Source organism: Paenibacillus sp. P36, from assembly GCF_045866505.1.
Classification (GTDB): domain Bacteria; phylum Bacillota; class Bacilli; order Paenibacillales; family NBRC-103111; genus Paenibacillus_E; species Paenibacillus_E chondroitinus.
This window is the reverse complement of the sequence record NZ_AP038372.1, coordinates 5,042,016-5,064,317: the sequence shown is the minus strand read 5'-3', so window position 1 is coordinate 5,064,317 and position 22,302 is coordinate 5,042,016. Positions and strand designations below refer to the sequence as shown.

21 protein-coding genes are annotated in these 22,302 nt (G+C 43.5%); all 21 read left to right on the top strand.

Annotated elements, in window-relative coordinates:
* Nucleotides 1–41: 41 nt before the first annotated feature.
* The 21 genes from ACKTT9_RS22730 to ACKTT9_RS22630 all read left to right on the top strand — a co-directional run bounded on the left by ACKTT9_RS22730 (nucleotide 42) and on the right by ACKTT9_RS22630 (nucleotide 22,268).
* On the top strand, nucleotides 42–1,154 hold the full coding sequence (locus ACKTT9_RS22730; protein ID WP_407867742.1) for a chemotaxis response regulator protein-glutamate methylesterase: 1,113 nt from the start codon (nucleotides 42–44) through the stop codon (nucleotides 1,152–1,154).
* A 54-nt stretch (nucleotides 1,155–1,208) separates the two neighbouring features.
* A complete protein-coding gene (locus tag ACKTT9_RS22725; RefSeq protein ID WP_407867741.1) occupies nucleotides 1,209–3,284 on the top strand; it encodes a chemotaxis protein CheW in 2,076 nt (691 codons plus the stop codon).
* Nucleotides 3,285–3,311: 27 nt separating this feature from the next.
* The gene (locus ACKTT9_RS22720; RefSeq protein WP_407867740.1) at nucleotides 3,312–3,773 is read left to right on the top strand and encodes a chemotaxis protein CheW; all 462 of its coding nucleotides are present in this window, start codon (nucleotides 3,312–3,314) and stop codon (nucleotides 3,771–3,773) included.
* A gap of 36 nt (nucleotides 3,774–3,809) precedes the next feature.
* The gene (locus ACKTT9_RS22715; protein WP_157322246.1) at nucleotides 3,810–4,397 is read left to right on the top strand and encodes a chemotaxis protein CheC; all 588 of its coding nucleotides are present in this window, start codon (nucleotides 3,810–3,812) and stop codon (nucleotides 4,395–4,397) included.
* Complete coding sequence (locus tag ACKTT9_RS22710; protein WP_407867739.1) at nucleotides 4,394–4,888, top strand: chemotaxis protein CheD; 495 nt, start codon at nucleotides 4,394–4,396, stop codon at nucleotides 4,886–4,888. The genes ACKTT9_RS22715 and ACKTT9_RS22710 overlap by 4 nt, the downstream gene beginning before the upstream one ends.
* Nucleotides 4,888–5,322, top strand: a complete 435-nt coding sequence (locus ACKTT9_RS22705; RefSeq protein ID WP_407867738.1) for a hypothetical protein — start codon at nucleotides 4,888–4,890, stop codon at nucleotides 5,320–5,322. The genes ACKTT9_RS22710 and ACKTT9_RS22705 overlap by 1 nt, the downstream gene beginning before the upstream one ends.
* Before the next feature lie 19 nt (nucleotides 5,323–5,341).
* Nucleotides 5,342–6,130 (top strand): FliA/WhiG family RNA polymerase sigma factor, encoded by a 789-nt coding sequence (locus tag ACKTT9_RS22700; protein WP_157321209.1) that lies wholly within the window; start codon nucleotides 5,342–5,344, stop codon nucleotides 6,128–6,130.
* Between the two features lie 33 nt (nucleotides 6,131–6,163).
* Nucleotides 6,164–7,573, top strand: coding sequence for a DUF342 domain-containing protein (locus ACKTT9_RS22695; protein ID WP_407867737.1), 1,410 nt, complete (start codon nucleotides 6,164–6,166; stop codon nucleotides 7,571–7,573).
* 19 nt (nucleotides 7,574–7,592) lie between these two features.
* Nucleotides 7,593–7,919, top strand: a complete 327-nt coding sequence (locus tag ACKTT9_RS22690; RefSeq protein WP_407867736.1) for a hypothetical protein — start codon at nucleotides 7,593–7,595, stop codon at nucleotides 7,917–7,919.
* A gap of 41 nt (nucleotides 7,920–7,960) precedes the next feature.
* Nucleotides 7,961–8,530: a hypothetical protein gene (locus tag ACKTT9_RS22685; protein ID WP_407873095.1), complete on the top strand. Its 570-nt coding sequence runs from the start codon at nucleotides 7,961–7,963 to the stop codon at nucleotides 8,528–8,530.
* Nucleotides 8,523–9,032: a hypothetical protein gene (locus tag ACKTT9_RS22680; protein WP_407867735.1), complete on the top strand. Its 510-nt coding sequence runs from the start codon at nucleotides 8,523–8,525 to the stop codon at nucleotides 9,030–9,032. The genes ACKTT9_RS22685 and ACKTT9_RS22680 overlap by 8 nt, the downstream gene beginning before the upstream one ends.
* Nucleotides 9,033–9,267: 235 nt before the next feature.
* Nucleotides 9,268–9,966, top strand: coding sequence for a 30S ribosomal protein S2 (gene rpsB / locus ACKTT9_RS22675; RefSeq protein ID WP_127451023.1), 699 nt, complete (start codon nucleotides 9,268–9,270; stop codon nucleotides 9,964–9,966).
* Between the two features lie 109 nt (nucleotides 9,967–10,075).
* On the top strand, nucleotides 10,076–10,726 hold the full coding sequence (tsf, locus tag ACKTT9_RS22670) for a translation elongation factor Ts (RefSeq protein WP_157321198.1): 651 nt from the start codon (nucleotides 10,076–10,078) through the stop codon (nucleotides 10,724–10,726).
* Nucleotides 10,727–10,813: 87 nt separating this feature from the next.
* The gene (gene pyrH, locus ACKTT9_RS22665; RefSeq protein WP_127451020.1) at nucleotides 10,814–11,539 is read left to right on the top strand and encodes a UMP kinase; all 726 of its coding nucleotides are present in this window, start codon (nucleotides 10,814–10,816) and stop codon (nucleotides 11,537–11,539) included.
* 3 nt (nucleotides 11,540–11,542) lie between these two features.
* The gene (frr, locus tag ACKTT9_RS22660; protein ID WP_407867734.1) at nucleotides 11,543–12,097 is read left to right on the top strand and encodes a ribosome recycling factor; all 555 of its coding nucleotides are present in this window, start codon (nucleotides 11,543–11,545) and stop codon (nucleotides 12,095–12,097) included.
* Between the two features lie 94 nt (nucleotides 12,098–12,191).
* The gene (locus tag ACKTT9_RS22655) at nucleotides 12,192–12,935 is read left to right on the top strand and encodes an isoprenyl transferase (RefSeq protein ID WP_157322242.1); all 744 of its coding nucleotides are present in this window, start codon (nucleotides 12,192–12,194) and stop codon (nucleotides 12,933–12,935) included.
* Between the two features lie 86 nt (nucleotides 12,936–13,021).
* On the top strand, nucleotides 13,022–13,816 hold the full coding sequence (locus ACKTT9_RS22650; protein WP_407867733.1) for a phosphatidate cytidylyltransferase: 795 nt from the start codon (nucleotides 13,022–13,024) through the stop codon (nucleotides 13,814–13,816).
* Nucleotides 13,817–13,840: 24 nt separating this feature from the next.
* Nucleotides 13,841–14,986 carry a 1-deoxy-D-xylulose-5-phosphate reductoisomerase gene (locus tag ACKTT9_RS22645; RefSeq protein ID WP_407867732.1) on the top strand — a complete coding sequence of 382 codons (1,146 nt, stop codon included), beginning with the start codon at nucleotides 13,841–13,843 and terminating at the stop codon, nucleotides 14,984–14,986.
* Between the two features lie 172 nt (nucleotides 14,987–15,158).
* Nucleotides 15,159–16,418, top strand: a complete 1,260-nt coding sequence (rseP, locus tag ACKTT9_RS22640; RefSeq protein ID WP_407867731.1) for an RIP metalloprotease RseP — start codon at nucleotides 15,159–15,161, stop codon at nucleotides 16,416–16,418.
* A gap of 22 nt (nucleotides 16,419–16,440) precedes the next feature.
* Nucleotides 16,441–17,889, top strand: coding sequence for a proline--tRNA ligase (proS, locus tag ACKTT9_RS22635; RefSeq protein WP_407867730.1), 1,449 nt, complete (start codon nucleotides 16,441–16,443; stop codon nucleotides 17,887–17,889).
* Between the two features lie 68 nt (nucleotides 17,890–17,957).
* Nucleotides 17,958–22,268, top strand: a complete 4,311-nt coding sequence (locus ACKTT9_RS22630) for a PolC-type DNA polymerase III (protein WP_407867729.1) — start codon at nucleotides 17,958–17,960, stop codon at nucleotides 22,266–22,268.
* Nucleotides 22,269–22,302: the final 34 nt, after the last annotated feature.

Genomic DNA, 22,302 nt, shown 5'->3' with positions numbered 1-22,302 from the left:
GCGAGTTATGTCGAATTAGCACATAAAGGGAGGGGAACAGCATGGCACAATATAACATACTAGTTGTAGATGACTCCGTCTTTATGCGAAAAATAATTAGCGATCTGATTTCAGATAATCCTCAGTATAACATCATTGGAACAGCCAAAAACGGACAAGAAGCGATTGACCAAGTGAAGCTTTTACGTCCTGATGCCGTCACAATGGATGTAGAAATGCCTGTGATGAACGGGTTGGATGCCCTGCAGCGGATTATGGCTGAGCAGCCAACTCCGGTTATCATGATAAGCTCTTTAACTGAGGAAGGGGCCGCAGAAACGATTAAAGCGCTTGAATGGGGTGCTGTCGACTTTATTCGAAAGCCATCGGGTTCGATCTCATTGGACTTATATAAAGTGAAGCAGCTGCTACACGAAAAGCTGCAAATGGCTGTTCGAACCAAGTTGAGATCATTTCAGCCCATTCAGCAGCCAACCGTGGCAGCTAGAATTAATTTAGCACCGCTTCAAGTTAATAAAGTCAGTACGCTGAAGCAATTAGATGCAAAAAAAACAATTACAGAGTGTTCACCGAAATTTGAGCATCTTATTGCAATTGGAACTTCTACGGGCGGGCCACGAGCCTTGCACCAAGTGATCTCTAATATCCCGGCAGGGTTTCCTGCTCCAATCCTGATTGTCCAACATATGCCGCCTAATTTCACGAAGTCATTAGCTCAGCGTTTGAACGACATCTCTCAGATTCAAGTTGTAGAAGCAGCAGAGGGGGATGTTCTCAAAACGGCAACGGCTTATGTTGCTCCAGGAGGTTGGCATATGATTGTATACAAAGATTTTAATCATACATACAAAATTAAATTAACAAAAGAAGATCCTCGTTCTGGCCACCGTCCTTCGGTGGATGCCCTTTTTGAGTCCTTGCTTGGCCTGAATGAGTTGAAGAGGCACATCGTCCTGATGACGGGGATGGGTAGCGATGGCGCCAGGGGAATGCTTTCCTTAAGGCAATCGGGTGCAGCAACAACCATTGCGGAGTCTGAAGAAACGTGTGTAGTTTATGGGATGCCTCGGGCAGCCGTAGAGATGCAAGCGGCTATGCATGTACTTCCGCAGCATGGTATTGCTGCCCGCTTGACGCAATGTGTACTTCCTTGATTGATGGAACAATGCAAGCAAGTTACTTAAAGATCCTATTGGAGGTGTGTGGTTTTGGAACTTAGTCAATATTTATCCATGTTTATCGATGAGTCAAAAGAACACTTGCAATCTTTGAATGAGAACTTACTAAGTTTAGAAAGCAACCCTCAAGATATTAGCATTGTACATAATATTTTTCGTTCTGCACATACGTTGAAGGGCATGTCTGCAACAATGGGATTTGAGGATATTGCATCTCTCACGCATGAAATGGAAAACGTTTTGGATATGGTTCGCAACAGTAAAATCGAAATGAATTCTTTCATTTTTGACTGTATTTTTAAAAGTTTAGACTCCTTAGAATCAATGGTAGAAGACATTATTCAAGGTGGCACAGGAAAAGCGGATGTTACTCCAATTGTCGTATCTCTGAGGTCTATTGTGACTGGAGAATACAAAACAGCTTCAACAACCGTTGTTACGGCAGTAAAGGAACCTGCTAAAGGCATTGAAGTAGACGAATTTCAATTTTCCATTCTTCAGCAATCCATTGATGCGGGTTTTCTTGTTTTCTACGTAGAAGTTAACGTCAATGAGAACTGTGTACTAAAAGCCGCACGTGCTTATATGGTTTTTGATGCATTGGAAAGAATGGGTGAGATCGTCAAAGCGACGCCATCTGTGCAAGAGATCGAGCAAGAGAAATTCGATCGTTCATTCTCACTCTATTTTATATCGAAAGTTGATCACGCAACCCTAGAAAAAGAAATTCTTAATGTTTCAGAGATTGAATCTGCTGTAATTATTACAGTTGATTCCGAGTCATTAGTAGAATTATCACGTCCTCGCAGTGAAGTTGAGGCAGCAAGGCAAGAAATCGCTGCTGCTGTAGCAGCTGTAGAGGCGCCAACTCCGGTTGTTGCTGTTGCGAGTACTCCAATTGCGGCAGAACCAGTGGCAGCAGCAGCTAAACCGGCAGCTGGCGGAGCACCTGTTGCAAGCCGTACAATTCGCGTTGATATTGAGCGTCTTGACGCATTAATGAATCTTTTTAGCGAATTGCTGATTGACCGTGTACGTTTGGAACAACTGGCGAGTGAAGTTAAGCGCAATGATTTAACAGAAACCGTCGAACACATGTCTAGAGTAAGCAGCGACTTGCAAAATATTGTTCTTAAACTTCGCATGGTCCCGGTTGACTCTGTATTCAACCGTTTCCCGCGGATGATCAGAGATCTGGCGAAATCACTAGATAAGAAAGTAGATTTAGTGATTACAGGTGCTGAGACGGAGTTAGACCGTACTGTTATCGATGAGATTGGCGACCCGCTTGTCCACTTGCTGCGTAACGCAGTAGATCATGGTATTGAGTCAATCAGTGACCGTTTAGCTGTAGGGAAAAGCGAACATGGAACGATTCAACTTCGTGCCTTCCATAGCGGCAATCATGTATTTATCGAAATTGAAGAAGATGGAAGAGGTATTTATAGAGAGAAAATATTAAAAACAGCACTGAAAAATGGACTTGTTACTGCTGAGCAAGCTGCAAAGCTGACGGATAAGGAAGTTTACAACCTATTGTTCGCCTCAGGCTTCAGTACTGCCGAAAAAATTTCTGATATTTCCGGTCGCGGCGTAGGACTCGATGTCGTGAAAACCAAAATCCAAATGCTTGGCGGACATGTGCAAGTGGATTCGAAGCCCGGCGTAGGAAGTAAATTCTCTGTCCAGCTTCCGCTTACACTTTCTATTATTTCGGCTATGTTAGTACGGCTTGGCAGCGAGAAATATGCGATACCGTTATCCTCTATCGTGGAAACTTCTGCGATTCAGAAGAGTCAAATTCGCAACATCCATGGCAACAAAATGGTGGATTACCGCAAATCCGTTATTCCTCTCGTATCTTTGAGCACATTGTTTGAAGTGCCGGATTTCAATGAGGATCTGGAAGAGGAAACCGAAATTGTGGTTGTTCGCAAAGGGGACAAGCAAGTTGCTTTGATGGTTGATGAATTTATCGGCCAACAAGAGATTGTTCTCAAAACATTAGGTAAGTATTTAACAGGACTATTTGCGATCTCTGGTGCTACAATTCTTGGAGATGGGCAAGTGGCTTTGATTATTGATCCAAACGCATTGATTAAATAACTACATAATTCTAAGGAGGATCTTACAATGGGAGAAGAAAAAAAAGTAATCGTCTTCGCACTTGGATCGGAAGAGTATGGCGTGGAAGTCGAGAAAGTCAGAACGATTGAAAGAATGCAGCCAATGACACGTGTCCCCAAAGCACCTGAATTCGTTAAAGGTGTCATTAATCTTCGTGGTGTAGTCATTCCGATTATCAATCTGCGCTCACGTTTTGGACTTGAAGAGGAAGCGATTTCTGATGCTTCTCGGATTATCATCGTGTCAGCAGGCGAGTTTGAAGTGGGATTAATCGTAGATTCAGCTAATGACGTAATTGACCTGGATACGGATAACATTGATACTCCACCAGAAATTGTTGGCGGAATCAAAGCGAAATATCTGGATGGAATTGCTCGTGTTGGTGAGGAAAGATTGCTAGTGCTGCTTAATTTAGAGCAGGTTTTAAATCGCGACGAAATTTTACAGTTAGAAAGATTAGGGGACTAACTTGTGGACGTTTTTAGTCAGTTGGCAGATTTTCAAATGGATGTTCTCAAGGAAGTTGGCAATATAGGTGCGGGGCATGCGGCTACCGCCCTATCTACACTATTGGACAAACCGATCGATATGCTTGTACCCAAAGTCAGGATGCTTCCTTTTGAAGAAATTTGTGAAAGTGTTGGCGGGGCTGAGACGGTTGTTCTGGCCATTTTCTTACGAGTAGAAGGAGACGCTCCAGGGAATATGTTCTTTATCCTTAATTTGGATGCCGCCAAGAATATACTGCGGGATCTGATTGGCTTGAAAATTGAGGATCAAGAAGAATATTCGGAGCTGGAGTTATCTGCTTTAAACGAAATAGGCAATATCCTTGCCGGATCCTATCTTTCTTCTCTTGCTGATTTTACTAACTTGAACATGCAGCCTACAGTCCCAGCATTAGCGATTGATATGGCAGGTGCCATATTAAGTTATGGTTTATTGCAATTTGGTCAAATGGGAGATCAGGCTCTTCTCATTGACACCAAATTTTTGGAAGGGGAAAGTGAAGTACAAGGGCATTTCTTCCTAATTCCTGATCCGGAATCGTTTGGCAAAATATTTTCGGCATTAGGAGTAGATTCTTCATGACCCAAGATAATTTGATTAAAGTAGGCATGGCTGACTTGAATGTTGCTCACCTGACAGGTGTGTTGAAAACAACAGGTCTAGGCTCATGCGTAGGGGTTACGCTTTATGATAGCCGCGCGAAAGTAGCGGGAATGGCACATGTCATGTTGCCATCCTCAGAAATCGCCCGCGAAGGTTCGTTAAACATTGCGAAATATGCGGACACCGCCATTCCTGAGTTAATCTCCCGAATGGAGCAGCTCGGAGCTAGTGTTAGTAAGCTTGAGGCTAAGCTTGCCGGCGGTGCCCAAATGTTTGCATTCGCAGGAAATAATGATACGATGAGAATTGGCCCGAGAAATGTTGAATCCTGTAAAGAAATGTTGAATAAATACAGAATACCAATTCGTGCGGAGGATACGGGAGCGAATTACGGCCGAACGATAGAGTTTAATAGTGAAACCGGTATTCTAGTCATTCGAAGTGTCCAATTAGGAGTGAAAGAAATTTAATGATGATGGGTACCATTCGACTAAATTTTATTGTGGCAGGGTTGGCAGGTTTATTAACTTTTGGCTTATCGATTGGCAATAATTTATTGCTAACTTCCTGTCTGAAAACTGTATACAGTTTTCTAATATTATTTATTCTTACTTTTGGTTTTCGCTGGGTGCTAGGGCTGATGATTGGGGCTGAACACGCGGCTGCCCACCCACAACATACGAATTTGACATCAGATACATCCGTCGGTCAAACGTTGGATCTGACGACTCCAGACGAAGATGAAGAAACGCGAGAACTGTTAAAAGCTAGCTTGGGCAATAATCATGCGCCGTCATCAGCTGACATGCAATTTTCACCACTGAATCCACCTAAGTTAGTCACCAAGAATAATCTGAACCCTGAACAACTGGCTGGTGCCTTAAGGCGAATGTCAGAAGACTAAGGATGGTGAAACGTAAATCATGATCGAACAAAAGCAATCACAACTAGCGAATTTCGACTTATGGAAGCAGTGGAAAGAGGAAGGCTGGGTTCCCGCTAAGCAGGCATTGATTGAGAGTTACTTGCCTTTAGTCGATTATGTTTCAGGACGTCTCGCCATAGGACTACCTAAAAGCGTCTCGAAAGAAGACCTGTCCAGCTATGGCGTGATGGGTCTTATTGATGCCGTAGAGAAATTTGATTATGCACGCGGTCTACAATTTGAAACTTACGCATCTTGGCGAATCCGTGGCTCCATTATTGATGGCCTTAGGCAAGGAGATTGGGTCCCGCGCTCAGTTCGAGAAAAGGCCAAAAAGGTTGAAGATGCTTATCAAAAGCTTGAACAACAGTATCTTCGTTCTGTAACAGATGCCGAGATTAGCGCATACTTGCAGGTCAGTGAGCAGGATTTCCAACAGATGCTTCAAGATATCTCTATTACGACAGTGTGTTCGATCGATGATCCAATTCGAGAAGAAGATTCGGAAACGCGGCTCTCATTGCTTGTCGATGAAAAAGCGAAAAATCCGGAGTTTCAAGTGAATGAGTTTTATTTGAAAGACTCGCTTGCCAAAGCTATTGAACGTTTGACAGAGAAGGAACGTACTGTGGTTTCGTTATTTTATTTCGAGGAACTCTCTTTAAGTGAAATCGCCGAAGTTATGAGTTTATCTCCTTCACGCATTTCGCAACTACATTCGAAAGCGATTCTTCGTTTAAAGGGCGTACTTAGCCGGTTTAAGAATCAGCTATTCCAGGATACATAACATAAACTTGCTAAAGTTGAAGGGTGGAATTCCATGCTTGAGAGGAACATGCCTTTAGATTATTACATCAGTATTTCCATCTCGGATGATAAATTGTCAGCATTTTTACTTATAAATAATATGGATGATACTTTTAAAGTAACAGCAGCAGAATTAGAAGAATTAGCTCAGAAAAACCGTATTATACATGGTTTGAATCGACAACTACTAGCTCAAATAGCTGCAAACTCTAAATCTTTTTATCAACAAAAAGTAGTTATCGCTGTTGGGACGAAGGCAGAGCCAGGTGCTAACGGCTATATTTCTTATACGTTTGATTTGGATGAGAATGACAAAAAACCTCAAGAGCTGGATGACGGCAGGGTAAACTATAAAGAAGTAGTATCCTTACATAATGTGAAAAAAGGCCAGCTGATCGGACAGCGTTTTTTAGCTACCGAAGGTACCCCGGGACGTGCAGTGACCGGTGAGACGCTTTTTAGTAAAGCCGGGAAAGAAGCTCGTTTTAAAATTGGTAAGAATGTGATTGCAGACGCCGAACAAAAGGGGCTATATGCCTTGATTGACGGGATGGTTGTAAAAACAGATCGAGATAAGATAAATGTTTTTCCTGTGTATGAAGTGAATGGTGATGTAGACTATCATATTGGAAATATTGATTTTATCGGCACCGTTGTTGTCCGCGGCAATGTGTTGCCAGGTTTTAAAATCCGTGCTGCCGGCGATATTCGTATAACTGGGGGCGTAGAAGCTGCAGAGCTTGAAGCGGATGGTTCTATCGAGATAAATGCCGGTATTGTAGGTCAAAACAAAGCTTTTGTTAAAGCTGGGAAAAATGTAAAGAGCTCTTTTATTCAAGATGCCACCGTTGAAGTATTAGGGGAATTAAAAGTTTCTCAGAGTATTATGCATTCAACCATTCGAGCTGGTAAAGCAGTTAATTGTAATGGAGCTAAGGGACTCATTGTTGGAGGCACCATACAAGCTGGAGAACGTGTGACAGCACGTACAATCGGAAACTCGATGTCAACCACAACGGTCATTGAAGTAGGGGTTTTGCCGGAACTCCGTAATGAAATGATTCATTTGCGAAGTCAGCTGAGAGTTTTTATGGAGAATATGGACAAAACAGAAAAAGCCCTTTCTTTGCTGGATTCATTGGCTGCTGCCGGTCAACTCACTCCGGATAAACTAGCGATGCGTGTTAAATTGAATCATACCAAAAGACAAGGTATCGAAGAGCAAAATACGATCAAGGAACGTATTCTTGAGATCGAAAAATCATTGGAAGATTCCGAACAAGCGAAAGTTGAAGTTTTGTCCACTGTTTACGGGGGCACTAAGATTGTGATTGGGCGTTATACGAAATTCATCAAAGATTCGACGAATCGAATGACGTTCCGTTTGCATGAGGGAGATATTTCAATGAGTGCTTATGTGTGAGTGAAGGAGTGGGTAAGCGATGAGTTTTAAAGCCATCGATTTACAGTTCGCTGTACACAAGAACGATGAGGCGGGAATTCGTCAGAATCAACTGATGCAGAAACCGCGGCAAGATGAAACGATCTTAGAAAATCAGGCGGCACAATCGACTGAAAAAGATCGTCAACGCAGCAGTAAGCTTGAAGAAAGCGCCAGGACGGATATCAATGGTCAAGGCGGGCAGAAGCAGCAGATGGCTGAAAGGAAGCCCAGGAGCAAAAAGCCTTCGTCGTCATCAGAATCTATAGAACATGAACATCAACCGAATCATCCGTACAAAGGGCATCATATTGATTTATCCTTATAAGGCGTTATCTCATTTAAAGAAAAAGGTGAACATAAGTGGCTATGCAGCCGTGGATGTATGTCGTACTTCTAGGATTGGTCGTGATCGTTTATGCACGTTTTCTGCCTAAGGAACAAATGGCAGCTTCCGGCAAGATGACAGTCGTTCAAGAGATTGAGGAAACGATAGAACACTTTGCCGCAGAGATGGATGAGCAAAATCAATCGCTGCTGGATCTTTTTTCGAAGACCAAACAAGATTACGAGGTTGAACTCGCGAAACTGGCAGGCAGGCTTGAAACCCTGGAAAAGCAAAAGCATGAGCTTTCTCAAGAATTGACCAAAGTGCATTTCAAAGATCAAGGAAACTCAGCTGCAATTTCTACGATTGATTTAGAGCTCGGGCAACAGGGAGCCGCGGGAGAACCCCTAACTCTGGTTGAAGAATCCGTTTATGAAGAGGCAGAGCCGGTTTACGCAGGCTTGAGCATGAAAAGCCGATATGCAGAGCTATTTTCTCTACACGATCAAGGAAAAGGTGTTGAAGCTATCGCTAAGAAATTAGGGATGAATAAAGGTGAGGTTAGTTTGATTTTACAGCTTTCCCGACAGGAGGAGATGACCCGTGCTTAAAAATCGTTCGTATCTTTTAGGAATTGGGACTGGGATCATCGTCGGGGCCTTATTGCTGCAAGTGATGTCCGTTCGGGCAAGCGCACCGGGTAAATCGGGCTTAGCTCTTGACGAAATGGATCCTCAGAAATTGAAAGAGGAAGCCGCTAAATACTATCAAGTTTTTGATTTAGGCACTAAAATGTATACGCAAGCGGAAGTGGATGCTTCAGTTCAAAAAAAGGTGAAAGAAGAAACGGACAAGCTAGCTGCAGCTAAGCCTCAAGATCAGCCTAAAACGGAGACCGTTGTTAGAACGGTTGTTTATGTACAGCCAAATCTTGATGCAACCGCTGTTAGCGAGCTTCTTGTGAAATCCGGTCTGATTACGGACCGCAAAGCATTTGCCACTGAACTCCAAAAGCAAGGCGGAAACACCAAATTGCAAGTCGGCTTCCATGTGTTTGAAGGGCAATTGGATATGCAGCAGGTTGTGTCGAATCTCATAACATCCCAGCAGTAGACGCTCAAATTGATCTTTATTTTGAGGTCTTTTTTTATTGAAACATGCCTATTGTCACGGGAAAATACGAAATCGACAAAAGGTTGCATAGGGATTTGAGTTGTGGTATATTTATTCACGGTGTTAAAAACTCACGTCAGTCAATTTGTATATTGGTGCTTACATTGGTAAGTTTTATACAAAGATGCGACAGGCGGCGGATACCAAATAAACCATTTTAGAGGAGGGATTGGGGATGGCAGTTATCTCCATGAAACAGCTTTTAGAAGCTGGCGTACATTTCGGTCACCAAACACGTCGTTGGAACCCGAAAATGGACAAGTACATTTTCACAGAAAGAAACGGAATTTACATTATCGATCTACAAAAAACGGTTAAAAAAGTTGAGGAAGCTTACAACTTCGTTAAATCCGTATCTGAAGATAATGGTACAATCCTTTTCGTAGGAACTAAAAAACAAGCTCAAGATTCCGTTGCTGAAGAAGCAGAACGTTGCGGAATGTACTTCATCAACCAACGTTGGTTGGGTGGTACGCTTACTAACTTCCAAACAATTCAAAAACGTATTGACCGTTTGAAAACTCTTGAAAGATGGGAAGAGGACGGTACATTCGAAGTTCTACCTAAGAAAGAAGTTATCATTCTCCGTAAAGAGAAAGAGCGTCTTGAAAAATTCTTGGGCGGAATCAAAAACATGAAATCCCTGCCTAGCGCACTATTCATTATCGATCCACGTAAAGAGCGTATTGCTGTTGCAGAAGCTCGTAAATTGGGTATCCCAATCGTTGGTATCGTTGATACAAACTGTGATCCGGACGAGATCGACTACGTGATCCCAGGTAACGATGATGCGATTCGTGCAGTTAAATTGCTTACAGCGAAAATTGCTGACGCAGTTATCGAAGCACACCAAGGCGAACAAACAACAGCTTAATTTATAGCAATGGGAAAAGGGTGGTTGGAAGGTGTAACAGCCTGTCACCACCCTTTTTTTAAAGAGTTACGAGTGTTACATACTAACCAATATCGGGAGGTTTCTTTCAATGGCAGTTACAGCAGCACAAGTGAAAGAATTACGTGAAAAAACAGGCGCAGGTATGTTGGATTGCAAAAAAGCGCTTGAAGAAGCAAATGGTGATATCACAAAAGCTGGTGAGTTGCTTCGCGAGAAAGGTCTTTCCGCGGCAGCTAACAAAGCAGGTCGTATCGCTACTGAAGGCGCAGTAGAGTCTTACATTCACGCTGGAGGTAAAGTTGGTGTTCTGGTTGAGATCAACTGTGAAACTGACTTCGTAGGTAAAACAGAGCAATTCAGAACTTTCTGCAAAGATATCGCAATGCACATCGCAGCGGCTAACCCTTCTTATGTTCGTCGTGAAGAAGTGCCAACAGAAGCTTTGGAGAAAGAAAAAGAAATTCTTCGCAACCAAGCGCTTAATGAAGGCAAACCAGAAAAAATCATTGAAAAAATGGTTGAAGGCCGCATTGGCAAATACTACGAAGAGTTCTGCTTAATGGAGCAACAATTCGTTAAAGATCCAGACAAAACAATCGATCAATTGTTGAACGAGAAAATCGCTGCAATCGGCGAAAACATCTCGATTCGTCGTTTCGTACGTTTTGGTCTTGGTGAAGGCCTTGAGAAAAAACAAGAAAACTTCGCTGAAGAAGTTATGTCCCAAGTTAAACTATAATAGCTCTTTCAAAAAGATGGAACACTTGGTGTTCCTTCTTTTTTAGCCAATAAGTTTGTTTATGCATGGAAACGGAGGTTATACAAGTTGGGTCAACCTTTTTATAAAAGAATAGTGCTCAAATTGAGCGGCGAAGCTCTGGCAGGACAGCAAGGGTACGGCATTGATTCAGAAGTCATTACCTCCATCGCCCAGCAAGTGAAAGACGTTGTTGAATTGAACGTGGAAGTCGCTATCGTAGTTGGTGGCGGTAACATATGGCGTGGAATCGCCGGCAGTGAAAAAGGCATGGATCGTGCAACAGCGGACTATATGGGGATGCTTGCGACCGTCATGAATTCTTTGGCACTACAGGATGCTTTGGAAAATATTGATGTGCCAACAAGAGTTCAGTCCTCCATTACGATGCAGCAAGTGGCTGAACCTTATATTCGTAGAAAAGCTATTCGTCACTTGGAAAAGGCGAGAGTTGTCATTTTCGCAGCAGGTACAGGGAATCCATACTTCTCAACAGATACGACAGCAGCTTTGAGAGCAGCTGAAATTGAAGCGGAAGTCATTCTTATGGCCAAAAATAAAGTGGATGGCGTTTACTCCGCAGATCCATTCAAAGATCCAACAGCTAAGAAATTCGAAACGTTGACGTATATGGAAGTTATCAGTAATAATTTAGGTGTCATGGACTCCACCGCTTCTTCCCTATGTATGGATAACAACATCCCGTTGGTGGTGTTCAACATTACAGAAAAAGGGAATATTAAACGAGTGGTCCTTGGCGAGAAAATTGGGACTACAGTTAAAGGGAGTGTCTAATCGATGCCACAAGCAGTGAAAAAGAACGCAGAAGACCGGATGGAAAAAGCCATCGGCGCACTTAAAAGAGACTTGACTTCTCTACGTGCTGGTCGTGCTACGCCTTCTTTATTGGATCGTATTCAAGTGGAATATTACGGAGCAATGACACCGGTGAATCAACTTGCGAATTTAACAACACCTGATTCACGTACTTTGCTTATTCAACCATGGGACAAAAGCTCCATCTCCTCCATAGAGAAAGCAATTATGAAGTCTGATTTGGGTTTAACACCATCCAATGATGGTATCGTAATTCGCATTGTGATTCCGGCACTCACAGAAGAGCGTCGTACGGATCTCGTTAAAATGACGAAAAAATTCGGCGAAGAAGCCAAAGTGGCGATTCGCAATATTCGCCGCGATGCAAATGATGAGATCAAAAAGCTTGAAAAAGCAGGAATCTCTGAAGATGAGTCGCGTAAACATCAGGAAGACATCCAGAAGTTTACGGATAAATTCGTAGCCGAAGTTGAAAAAGTTTTGGCTGCTAAAGAAAAAGAAATCATGGAAGTATAAGATAGATATGCCCCCGGGTAGTCGCTGGGGGTTTTTCATCTTTCCCTAGTTGGGAGGAACAACAGTGCTCAAGCGATTTAAGCAATGGTTTGGAATGAAAGATCAGCAAGCATCTACAGCTAGACCAGAAATTGAATTGGACAAAGTGCCAGCGCATGTCGCTATCATTATGGACGGAAATGGCCGCTGGGCAAAACAAAGAGGCTTGCCGCGTGTAGCCGGGCACCATTCCGGCATGAAGAATGTTAAGAAAATTACGATGGCAGCTAATGAGATCGGTGTTAAAGTATTGACGATGTACGCTTTTTCAACAGAAAATTGGAAGAGACCCAAGGAAGAAGTGGAATTTCTAATGAAGCTTCCCCAAGAGTTTTTTCCTTTGGAGATTGAAGAGCTGATCGAGAATAATGTCCGTATCCGCATGACAGGTTGGAAGGATGGTTTGCCTGACTATACGCTAAACGCGATAGAGGGCGCTATCGAACGGACGAAAAATAATACAGGACTCATTTTGAACTTTGCCTTAAACTATGGTGGACGTAAAGAAATGATTGCTGGTGTGCAGGATATGATTCGTGATGTTCAAAGCGGCAAGCTGCAGACCGAAGAGCTGGACGAGACTCGTTTTTCATCGTATATGCTTACTTCAGATCTACCAGATCCCGATTTGTTAATTCGCACGAGCGGTGAGTTGAGACTTAGCAATTTTCTGTTGTGGCAATTGGCTTATTCAGAGCTTTGGTTTACTGAGGCTTATTGGCCGGAGTTTACAGAATCTTTATTTTTGCAGGCCATCGCGGAATACCAACGCCGTGGGAGAAGATACGGAGGACTGTAAGAGATCCTTTCGATTTCTCCTAAACGGTGACGGTTGTTTAACGAATTGCTGCCGGATTTGAAGTTGTTCATCTAGGAGGATTCAACTTGAAACAAAGGATCGTCACAGGCGTTATTGCTGGGCTCGTTTTTATTACTTTATTAGTTTTAGGTGGTTACTGGTACGCCGGATTAATCGTATTGCTCTCGATTCTTGGCTACCGGGAATATTTGCAGATGAATGGCTATATGAAGTATAAGTTAACAAGCGCTGTTGGATTAATTGCACTGTTGTACATAACAATACCTTGGAAATTCGTTGGAATCACTTCTCCAATTTCTACAAGTGCGATCATCTGGTTTGCTATGTTTGTACTTCTATTTATAACGGTAGCTTCGAAAAATAAAATTACCATCGATCAGGTTTCGGTCATTTTGTTAGGCGTTGTTTATATTGCTTTTGGCTTCTATTATATGATTGCAGCACGTTTAGCGGAGCATGGCTTGTTTTGGACAATCCTTGTTTTCGTTTGTATATGGGCCTCCGATTCAGGCGCCTATTTCGTTGGCTCCATACTGGGCAAAAACCTTCTCTGGCCGCAAATTAGCCCTAAGAAATCAATTGAAGGCGCTATAGGCGGCGTTGTCATCTCGATGATCGCGGCGTTCATATTCGCTTGGTTTGCTCCGGATTTGCTCGGTTTTGGCAAAGCGCTGGCTCTTGGTTTAATTATTGCTGTTGTTGGACAAGTAGGAGACTTGATTCAGTCTGCCTATAAGCGTGTTAAAGGAATCAAAGATACGGGAACATTACTCCCCGGTCACGGCGGTGTGCTGGATCGGATGGATAGTTGGCTGATTGTGTTTCCATTTGTTTATTTGATCGGAATAATACCTATGTAATTGTCATGGGCGAGGTGCTTAGTCATGAAACGGATTGCCATTTTAGGATCAACGGGGTCTATCGGTACACAGACCTTAGACATCATTCAACACGCCCCAGAGAAATTTCAAGTTGAAGCTATATCTGGTGGATATAATACAAAGTTATTGATCGAGCAAGTGAACCAGTTTAAACCGAAACTCGTCTCCGTTGCAACGAAGGAGTTGGCGCATGAGGTTCAGCTGAACGTGCCGGCAGGGACGAAGGTTGTATATGGTGAAGATGGCCTAATTGAAGTAGCCGCAGCTACAGAAGCTGATTTAGTTGTTACTGCACTGGTAGGAAGTCAAGGTTTAAAACCCACCCTTGCTGCCATTGATGCTGGTAAACACATCGGTCTTGCCAACAAGGAAACTTTAGTGAGTGCAGGGCACATTGTAACCGAAGCTGTACGTAAAAAAGGTGTTGCTGTATTGCCTATTGATAGTGAGCATTCAGCGATTTATCAATGTTTAAATGGCGAGAACATTGCGCAGGTTTCCAAAATTACGATAACAGCATCCGGTGGTTCTTTCCGTGATCGTACTCGCGCAGAGTTAGAAGGCGTTACAGTTGAACAAGCTCTACAGCATCCGAATTGGTCGATGGGAGCAAAGATTACAATCGATTCAGCCACGATGGTGAATAAAGGTTTTGAGGTCATTGAGGCGCACTGGTTATTCGACCTTTCCTATGATCAAATTGATGTGTTGATTCATCCGGAAAGTGTCATTCACTCCTATGTTGAGTTTGTTGACAACAGCATTATTGCTCAGCTAGGCAATCCGGACATGCGCGTGCCAATTCAATATGCCTTAACGTATCCTGACAGATTCGTGACACCGACCAAGAAGCTTGATCTGGCTGCAATTGGCAAACTGCACTTCCGCGAAATGGATTATACCAGGTATCCGTGTTTGCGAATGGCATATGAGAGCGGAAGACAAGGTGGAACGACACCGACGGTTTTCAATGCTGCCAATGAGATTGCCGTAGCTCGTTTCCTCAAAGGGGAAATTACATTTTTACAAATCGAGCAAGTCATTGAAGCAGCTCTTCAGAAGCATGAGTCATATGCCAATCCTGCGCTTGAGCTCATACATGAACAGGACCTGTGGGCTAGATCGTATGCGGAGTCTATTCAATTTTAATGTATTAAGAGCTTAAGTCAGTGAGTGTGGCTCGGCTCTTTTTTTCTCTGGTTGCAGGTACGTCTAATTCATTCTCCATTGCCGTATACTGTGCTAAACAGGCATAGCTTGTATTCAGCGGTTCAATAATGGTAATCTAAGAACATGCTGTCCATGAAGGAGGAAATACGACTTGTCAGCCATAGAAGTTGGATTGAAAGTTATTTTGATGTTTTTCATTCTTGTATCGATTCATGAATGGGGTCATTTTTACTTTGCAAAACGCGCAGGCATCTTAGTTAGAGAGTTTGCCATCGGTTTTGGACCCAAGATTTTCTCATATAAAAAAGGGGAAACTCGGTATACGCTTCGCTTACTGCCCATCGGCGGTTTTGTTCGTATGGCCGGAGAAGATCCGGAAATTGTTCAAGTGAACCCTGGACAAACCATTGCTATTAAATTAAATAAACAAAATGAAGTGTCCTCCCTTTTTCTCGATCAATTAGACCGTCGCTCCAATGTCATTTTGGGTGTTGTGGAACATATTGATCTTGAAAGAACACTTCAAGTTTCACTCGATGTGGATGGAGAAAGAGTAACCTATCCCGTCGACCGAGAAGCGATGATGGTTACCAAGGGAGTTGAAACACAGATTGCACCGTATGATCGGCAATTCGGATCGAAAACCGTTGGTAAGCGAGCGATTGCGATTGTAATGGGACCTGTGATGAACTTTCTTTTGGCGATCGTGTTATTCTTAATCGTTGCCATCATGTCCGGTGTCTTTACGAATGTAAAGCTGGATTCCGTGCTTGCGGGTAAGGCAGGAGAGAAGGCCGGATTGCAAAAAGGCGATATTATCATTTCGATTGATAATCAGCCGATTGGCAGCGACCGTGAGAAGTTGGTAACGACGATTCAATCATCAGCTGGAAAGCCAATGACATGGGTCATTGACCGTTCAGGGAATCCGCTGACTCTGCAAGTAACACCAGAAACGGAAGCCGGATCAGGCAAACTGGGTGTTGTGATCTCAGGAGACCGGAGAAGTGCTTCATTTAGTGAAGTCATAACTGGAACCTATGAGCAAGTTGTTGGGACAACAATCGGAATCGTTACGGGTCTGCAGAAGCTAGTGATGCTGCAATTTAAACTTGATGATTTAGGCGGTCCGGTTAGAACAGCTCAAGTTTCTGCCCAATTTGCGCAAATGGGAATCACTGTTTTTCTCTCGTGGATGGCTACATTAAGTTTATATCTTGGGATATTTAATCTTCTGCCGATCCCTGCTTTGGATGGAAGCAGATTATTGTTCATGGGACTAGAGGCGCTTCGCGGCAAGCCAATTGATCCGAATCGTGAGAGTATGGTTCACTTTGTTGGGTTTGCGCTGCTTATGCTGCTTATGGTAGCTGTAACATATAATGATATTTTACGTTTAATTAAGGGATAGTTCTAATGATCTAGGAGGGTTTATGTCAAACGATAAGCAGTTTGTTAAAGAGATTACACCACAGGGAGAAGATTTCTCCCGTTGGTACATAGATGTGATCAAAAAAGCGGATCTGATGAGCTATTCTCCGGTACGCGGATGTATCGTGTTTAAGCCTGACGGCTACGAAATCTGGGAAAACATTCAACGCGAGTTGGACAGCAAATTCAAAGAAACAGGTCACCGGAACGCCTATTTCCCTTTATTTATCCCAGAGAGCTTTTTCCAAAAGGAAAAAGAGCACGTAGAGGGCTTTAATCCGGAACTGCCATGGGTTACAGAAGCAGGCGGGGAGAAGCTGGAAGAACGCTTGGCGATCCGCCCTACTTCGGAAACGATGATTGGACATATGTACTCCGAATGGATCAATTCCTATCGCGATCTGCCTTTGCTGATTAATCAATGGGCGAATGTGGTTCGATGGGAGAAACGTACGTTGCCATTCTTACGTACAACTGAATTCCTATGGCAAGAAGGACACACGGCACATGAGGATGAGCAGGATGCACGTCGTGAAACGATGCAAATGTTAGACGTGTATCGTCAATTTGCGGAAGATTTCTTGGCTATTCCGGTCATTGTTGGCCAAAAAACACCTTCTGAGAAATTCGCTGGGGCAATTGATACTTTCTCGATTGAAGCGATGATGAAAGACGGAAAAGCTGTACAAGCGGGTACCTCTCACTACCTGGGTACGAATTTCGCTGTTGCTTTTGATATCAAATTCCTGGATCGCGAGAATCAGCATCAATTTGCGCACACCACATCATGGGGCGTAAGTACACGTTTAATCGGGGCGCTGATCATGGTTCATGGAGATGACAGAGGTTTGGTTCTTCCGCCAAAAGTCGCTCCAACGCAAGTTATCATGATTCCAATTGGTCCTCCAAAAACGCGGGATCAAGTCATTGCACGGGTAGACGAGTTGTACGCTGATCTTAAAAAAGCAGGTGTCCGCGTGAAAGTGGACGATCGCGCTGATCAAAGCCCTGGCTGGAAATTCAATGAATATGAAATGCGCGGCGTACCGATTCGTGTTGAATTAGGACCACGTGATATGGAGAACGGGCAGGTTGTTCTTGTCTCCCGAGTAAGTGGAGAGAAGAAAACCGTGCAACAAGCGAATTTTGTCGAAGAAGTTCAAAATTTACTTGCTGAGATTCATCAGCAGATGTATGATAAAGCCAAGCAGTTCCGTGACGAGCACTACATTGCCGTGGATTCTATCGATGAATTCAAAACTTTCCTGGAAACAAAACGTGGTTTTGCTTTAGCTGGATGGTGCGGTTCCAATGCATGCGAGGAACAGGTCAAGCAAGAAACAGGTGCGACAAGCCGCAATATTCCTTTCACACCTACAGAAACGAAGTCAACATGTTTGGTTTGCGGCGATGCTGCGAAACATACGGTCGTATTTGGCCGCAGTTACTAATTACTACAATAAGGGCAAATGGAGGCAAGTCATCCATTGCCCTTCGTATTTTTATGGGGAGGCTGTTCATGAGTAATTTGGCGGATAAACGGAATCGCTTTGAGCTTTTGATGCAGCAAGCTGAGATTCCTGCCGATATCGTGCGATCATTTTTTACAGAAGGCTATATTGATCAAGTAGAGATTAGTCGGAAGAACCGCGACTGGACTTTTTATTTGGTGAAAAATGACTTAGTGCCTCAGAACATTTACCGCTCTTTTTGTAAAATGATTCAAGAAAAATTCGCGCAAATCGCGAAGATTCGTTTTATTTGGAAGTTTGAAGGGGCGGAGCCGGCTGCTTTGGTAGATGAATACTGGAGCTTATTTATGGAATGGCTGCAGCGCGAAGTGCCGTCCATTAATGGCTGGATGGCTAAAGCTAAATTTGAAGTGCAAGGGCAAGCCCTATCCCTCATTATGCTGGATGCGATTGGTCTGGAGCTTGCGAAGAAAAAGAATATAGATACCTTCATCCGAGACTTTTTCCATAACTATTTCCAAACGGAATTGACGGTTAAATATGCGATCAGCGATTCAGCCGCTGTCGAAACGGAATATGAAAAGTTTGCCAAGCAGCGTGAGCAAAGCGAAAAGACGATTACACAAGAAATCATGATGTCGATTGACATGGAAGAAGAAGAAGAGTCTTCTTTACCGGATGATTTGAAGCTTGTAATGGGGTATGAGATCAAGGAAGTACCGACTCCCCTGAAGGATATTAAAGAAGAAGAGAAAAAAATTACGGTTCAAGGAACGGTATTCGGCTTAGAGGTTAAGGAATTAAGAAACGGTAACACGTTGTATAGTTTTAACGTAACGGATTTTACAGATTCAATGGCGATGAAAGTTTTCGCGAAAACCAAAGATGACGTGAAGATTATGAGTTTGCTTCAGAACGGAACATGGATCAGAGCCAGAGGCAAAGTTGAATATGACCGATTCATGCAAATCCCTGAGCTCGTAATGATTCCAAACGATTTGACTGAAGTGATGGCTCCGAAAGATCGCATGGATGATGCCGCTGAGAAGCGTGTTGAGTTCCACTTGCATACGACGATGAGTACGATGGATGCTTTAACGCCTATTGATCAATATGTGAAAATGGCGGCTAAATGGGGTCACAAAGCCATTGCCGTTACGGACCACAGCAATATTCAATGTTTCCCTGATGCGGGGAAAGCGGCTAAAAAACACGGAATTAAAGTGATTTACGGCGTTGAAGCTAACGTAGTCAATGACTCTGTGCCAATCGTCATGAATGGCAGGGATTTGGACATGAAGCAAGCGACATATGTCATTTTCGACGTCGAGACCACCGGTTTATCCGTTACGAATAACCGTATCATCGAGCTTGCCGGAGTTAAAATGCAGGATGGCAAGGAAATCGACCGTTTTGCAACGTTCATTAACCCACATGAGAAAATCCCTTATAACATTCAGCAATTAACGAATATTACAGACGACATGGTGGTAGGAGCTCCTGATATTGAGGTGGAGCTTCCGAAATTTATAGATTTTATCGGCGATTCCGTGCTTGTAGCTCATAACGCGCGCTTTGATATGGGTTTCCTTCAAGCCAATTTGCAACGGATGGATTTGCCGGAGGTTACCAACACTGTAGTAGACACACTGGAACTGGCGAGATTTTTGTTTCCATCCATGAAGAATCACCGATTGAATACCTTATCCGATAAATTTAAGGTGGGCTTAGATAATCATCACCGTGCGATTGATGACTCCATTGCCTTAGGATTTGTGCTCTATCACTTAATTAATGAAGCTAATGATCGACAAATAACGAGTCTCGCTAAGCTAAATGATTACGTCGGTAAAGATTTGTCGAATCAGCGACCTTTCCATTGCTGCATCTATGCGCTTAACGCGATTGGCAAAAAGAACTTATTTAAACTTATCTCTTTATCTCATACAACGTATTTACAAAGAGGCGCTACGATTCCAAAGAGCGTGTTGGTCCAATTTAGAGAAGGGCTTCTTATCACTTCCGGTTGTGAAAAAGGCGAGTTTTTTGAGGCTGTTCTTAATAAAACAATTGAAGAAGCTGAACAAGTTTCAGAGTTCTATGATATTTTGGAAATCCAGCCGGTCAGTTACAATATGCATTTAGTTGAAAAAGGGCTTGTCGGCAGTGTTGAGGACCTTGAGAATGCAGTACGCCGCGTCTGTGAAATTGGTTATAAAACAGGCAAGCCGGTCATTGCGACAGGCAATGTGCATTACCTGCATCCTCGGGAGAAAGTATGCCGGGACATTACGATTAACGGGATTACTGGGTTTAGTCCGCTGAAATCGATGAAGAAGCCGGATGCTCACTTCCGCACCACCAAAGAGATGCTGGAAGAGTTTAAGTTTTTGGGCGAAGAGAAAGCCTTTGAGGTTGTTGTTCGCAGCACGAATGAACTGGCAGATCGGTTTGAAGCGATTGAGCTCTTCCCGGATAAATTGTTTACACCAATTATTGAAGGTGCGGACGATGAAATTCGAGACACCTGTTACTCTACGGCGAAAAGTATTTATGGCGATGAGCTTCCAGAGGTGATCGTTGCCCGGTTGGAAAAAGAGCTTGTTCCAATCATTAAATTCGGTTTCTCTGCGAACTATTTGATCTCCGAACGGTTGGTTAAAAAGTCGAATAAAGACGGCTACCTCGTAGGTTCAAGGGGATCTGTCGGATCTTCCGTAGTTGCCATGATGCTTGGGATTTCTGAGGTAAATCCGCTGCCTCCGCATTATATTTGCGCTTCTTGTCAGCACAGTGAGTGGTTCCTGGACGGTAGCGTTCCGAGTGGGTTCGATCTCCCTAACAAGATATGCCCCGATTGTGGTGGGAACCTTAGAGGAGACGGACACGACATTCCTTTTGAAACATTCTTAGGCTTTAAAGGGGATAAAGTCCCCGATATCGATTTGAACTTCTCTGGCGAATATCAGCCGGTTGCCCATAATTACACGAAAGAAATTTTCGGTGAGCGATGTGTTTTCCGTGCGGGCACCATTGGTACAGTTGCGGAGAAGACAGCCTTCGGATTTGTGAAAAAATATGAAGAAGAGCAGGGCCAGAAGTGGCGGGGCGCTGAGCTGAATAGGTTGGCTGCCGGTTGTACTGGGGTTAAGCGCAGCACAGGGCAGCATCCAGGGGGAATTGTTGTAGTCCCTGATTACATGGAAGTTGATGACATTACGCCAGTCCAATACCCGGCAGATGATAAGAATTCAGAATGGAAAACAACTCATTTTGACTACCACGCCTTCGACGCTAATTTGCTCAAACTAGATATTCTGGGACACGACGACCCGACGATGATGAGGATGCTGCAGGATTTGACGGGGATTGATCCGACGACCATTCCGATGAATGATCCTAAAGCGATGAGTATTTTTAACTCCACAGAAGCGCTTAACGTAACTCCGGATCAGATTCGTTCACCGGTTGCTACATATGGCGTTCCGGAAATGGGAACGAAATTTGTGCGCCAGATGCTCCAGGAAACGCAACCGAGCTCATTTGCCGACTTACTGCAAATTTCCGGACTCTCGCACGGAACAGGTGTTTGGTTAGGCAACGCTCAAGAGCTGATTAAAAAAGGAATATGCAATATTAAGACCGTAATTGGATGTCGGGATGATATCATGTTATTCTTAATCTATAAAGCAGGAATGGATGCGGGCTTAGCCTTTAAAATTACCGAGAGTGTGCGTAAAGGTAAAGGTTTAACGGACGAGTGGAAAGAAGAGATGAAGCGGTGTAATGTGCCTGCTTGGTATATTGAGTCCTGTGAACGGATTGAATATATGTTTCCAAAAGCGCATGCTGCTGCTTACGTTATTTCCGCTGTTCGTACAGCATTCTTCAAGGTATATCATCCAATTGCGTACTACGCTACTTACTTTAGTGTTCGTGCGGCCGATTTCGATCTCGAATTGCTTTGCCAAGGGTATGACGCTATCTTGAAACGATTGATTGAAATTGAAGAAAAAGGTTTCCAGGCGCTACCAAAAGAAAAGGCCATGGTCTCCATCCTGGAGATGTCGCTAGAGATGACGTCTCGTGGTTTCAGCTTCAAGCCAATTGATATCTACCGTTCGCATGCAACGCGATTTACGATTGATGGCAACACATTGATTCCTCCATTTGCCGCTATGTCAGGTATCGGCGAGAACGCAGCCAAAAATATTGCGGCTGCCAAGGACGAAGGCGATTTCCTCTCCATTGAGGATTTCCAGAATCGTTCGAAAGCTTCCAAAACCGTGATTGAGTTACTATCCTCAATGGGATGTTTCCGAGGTATGCCGGAATCGAATCAGTTGTCACTATTCTAAATTTCATTGCATAGTGTAATAGAGAAGTTAGCTG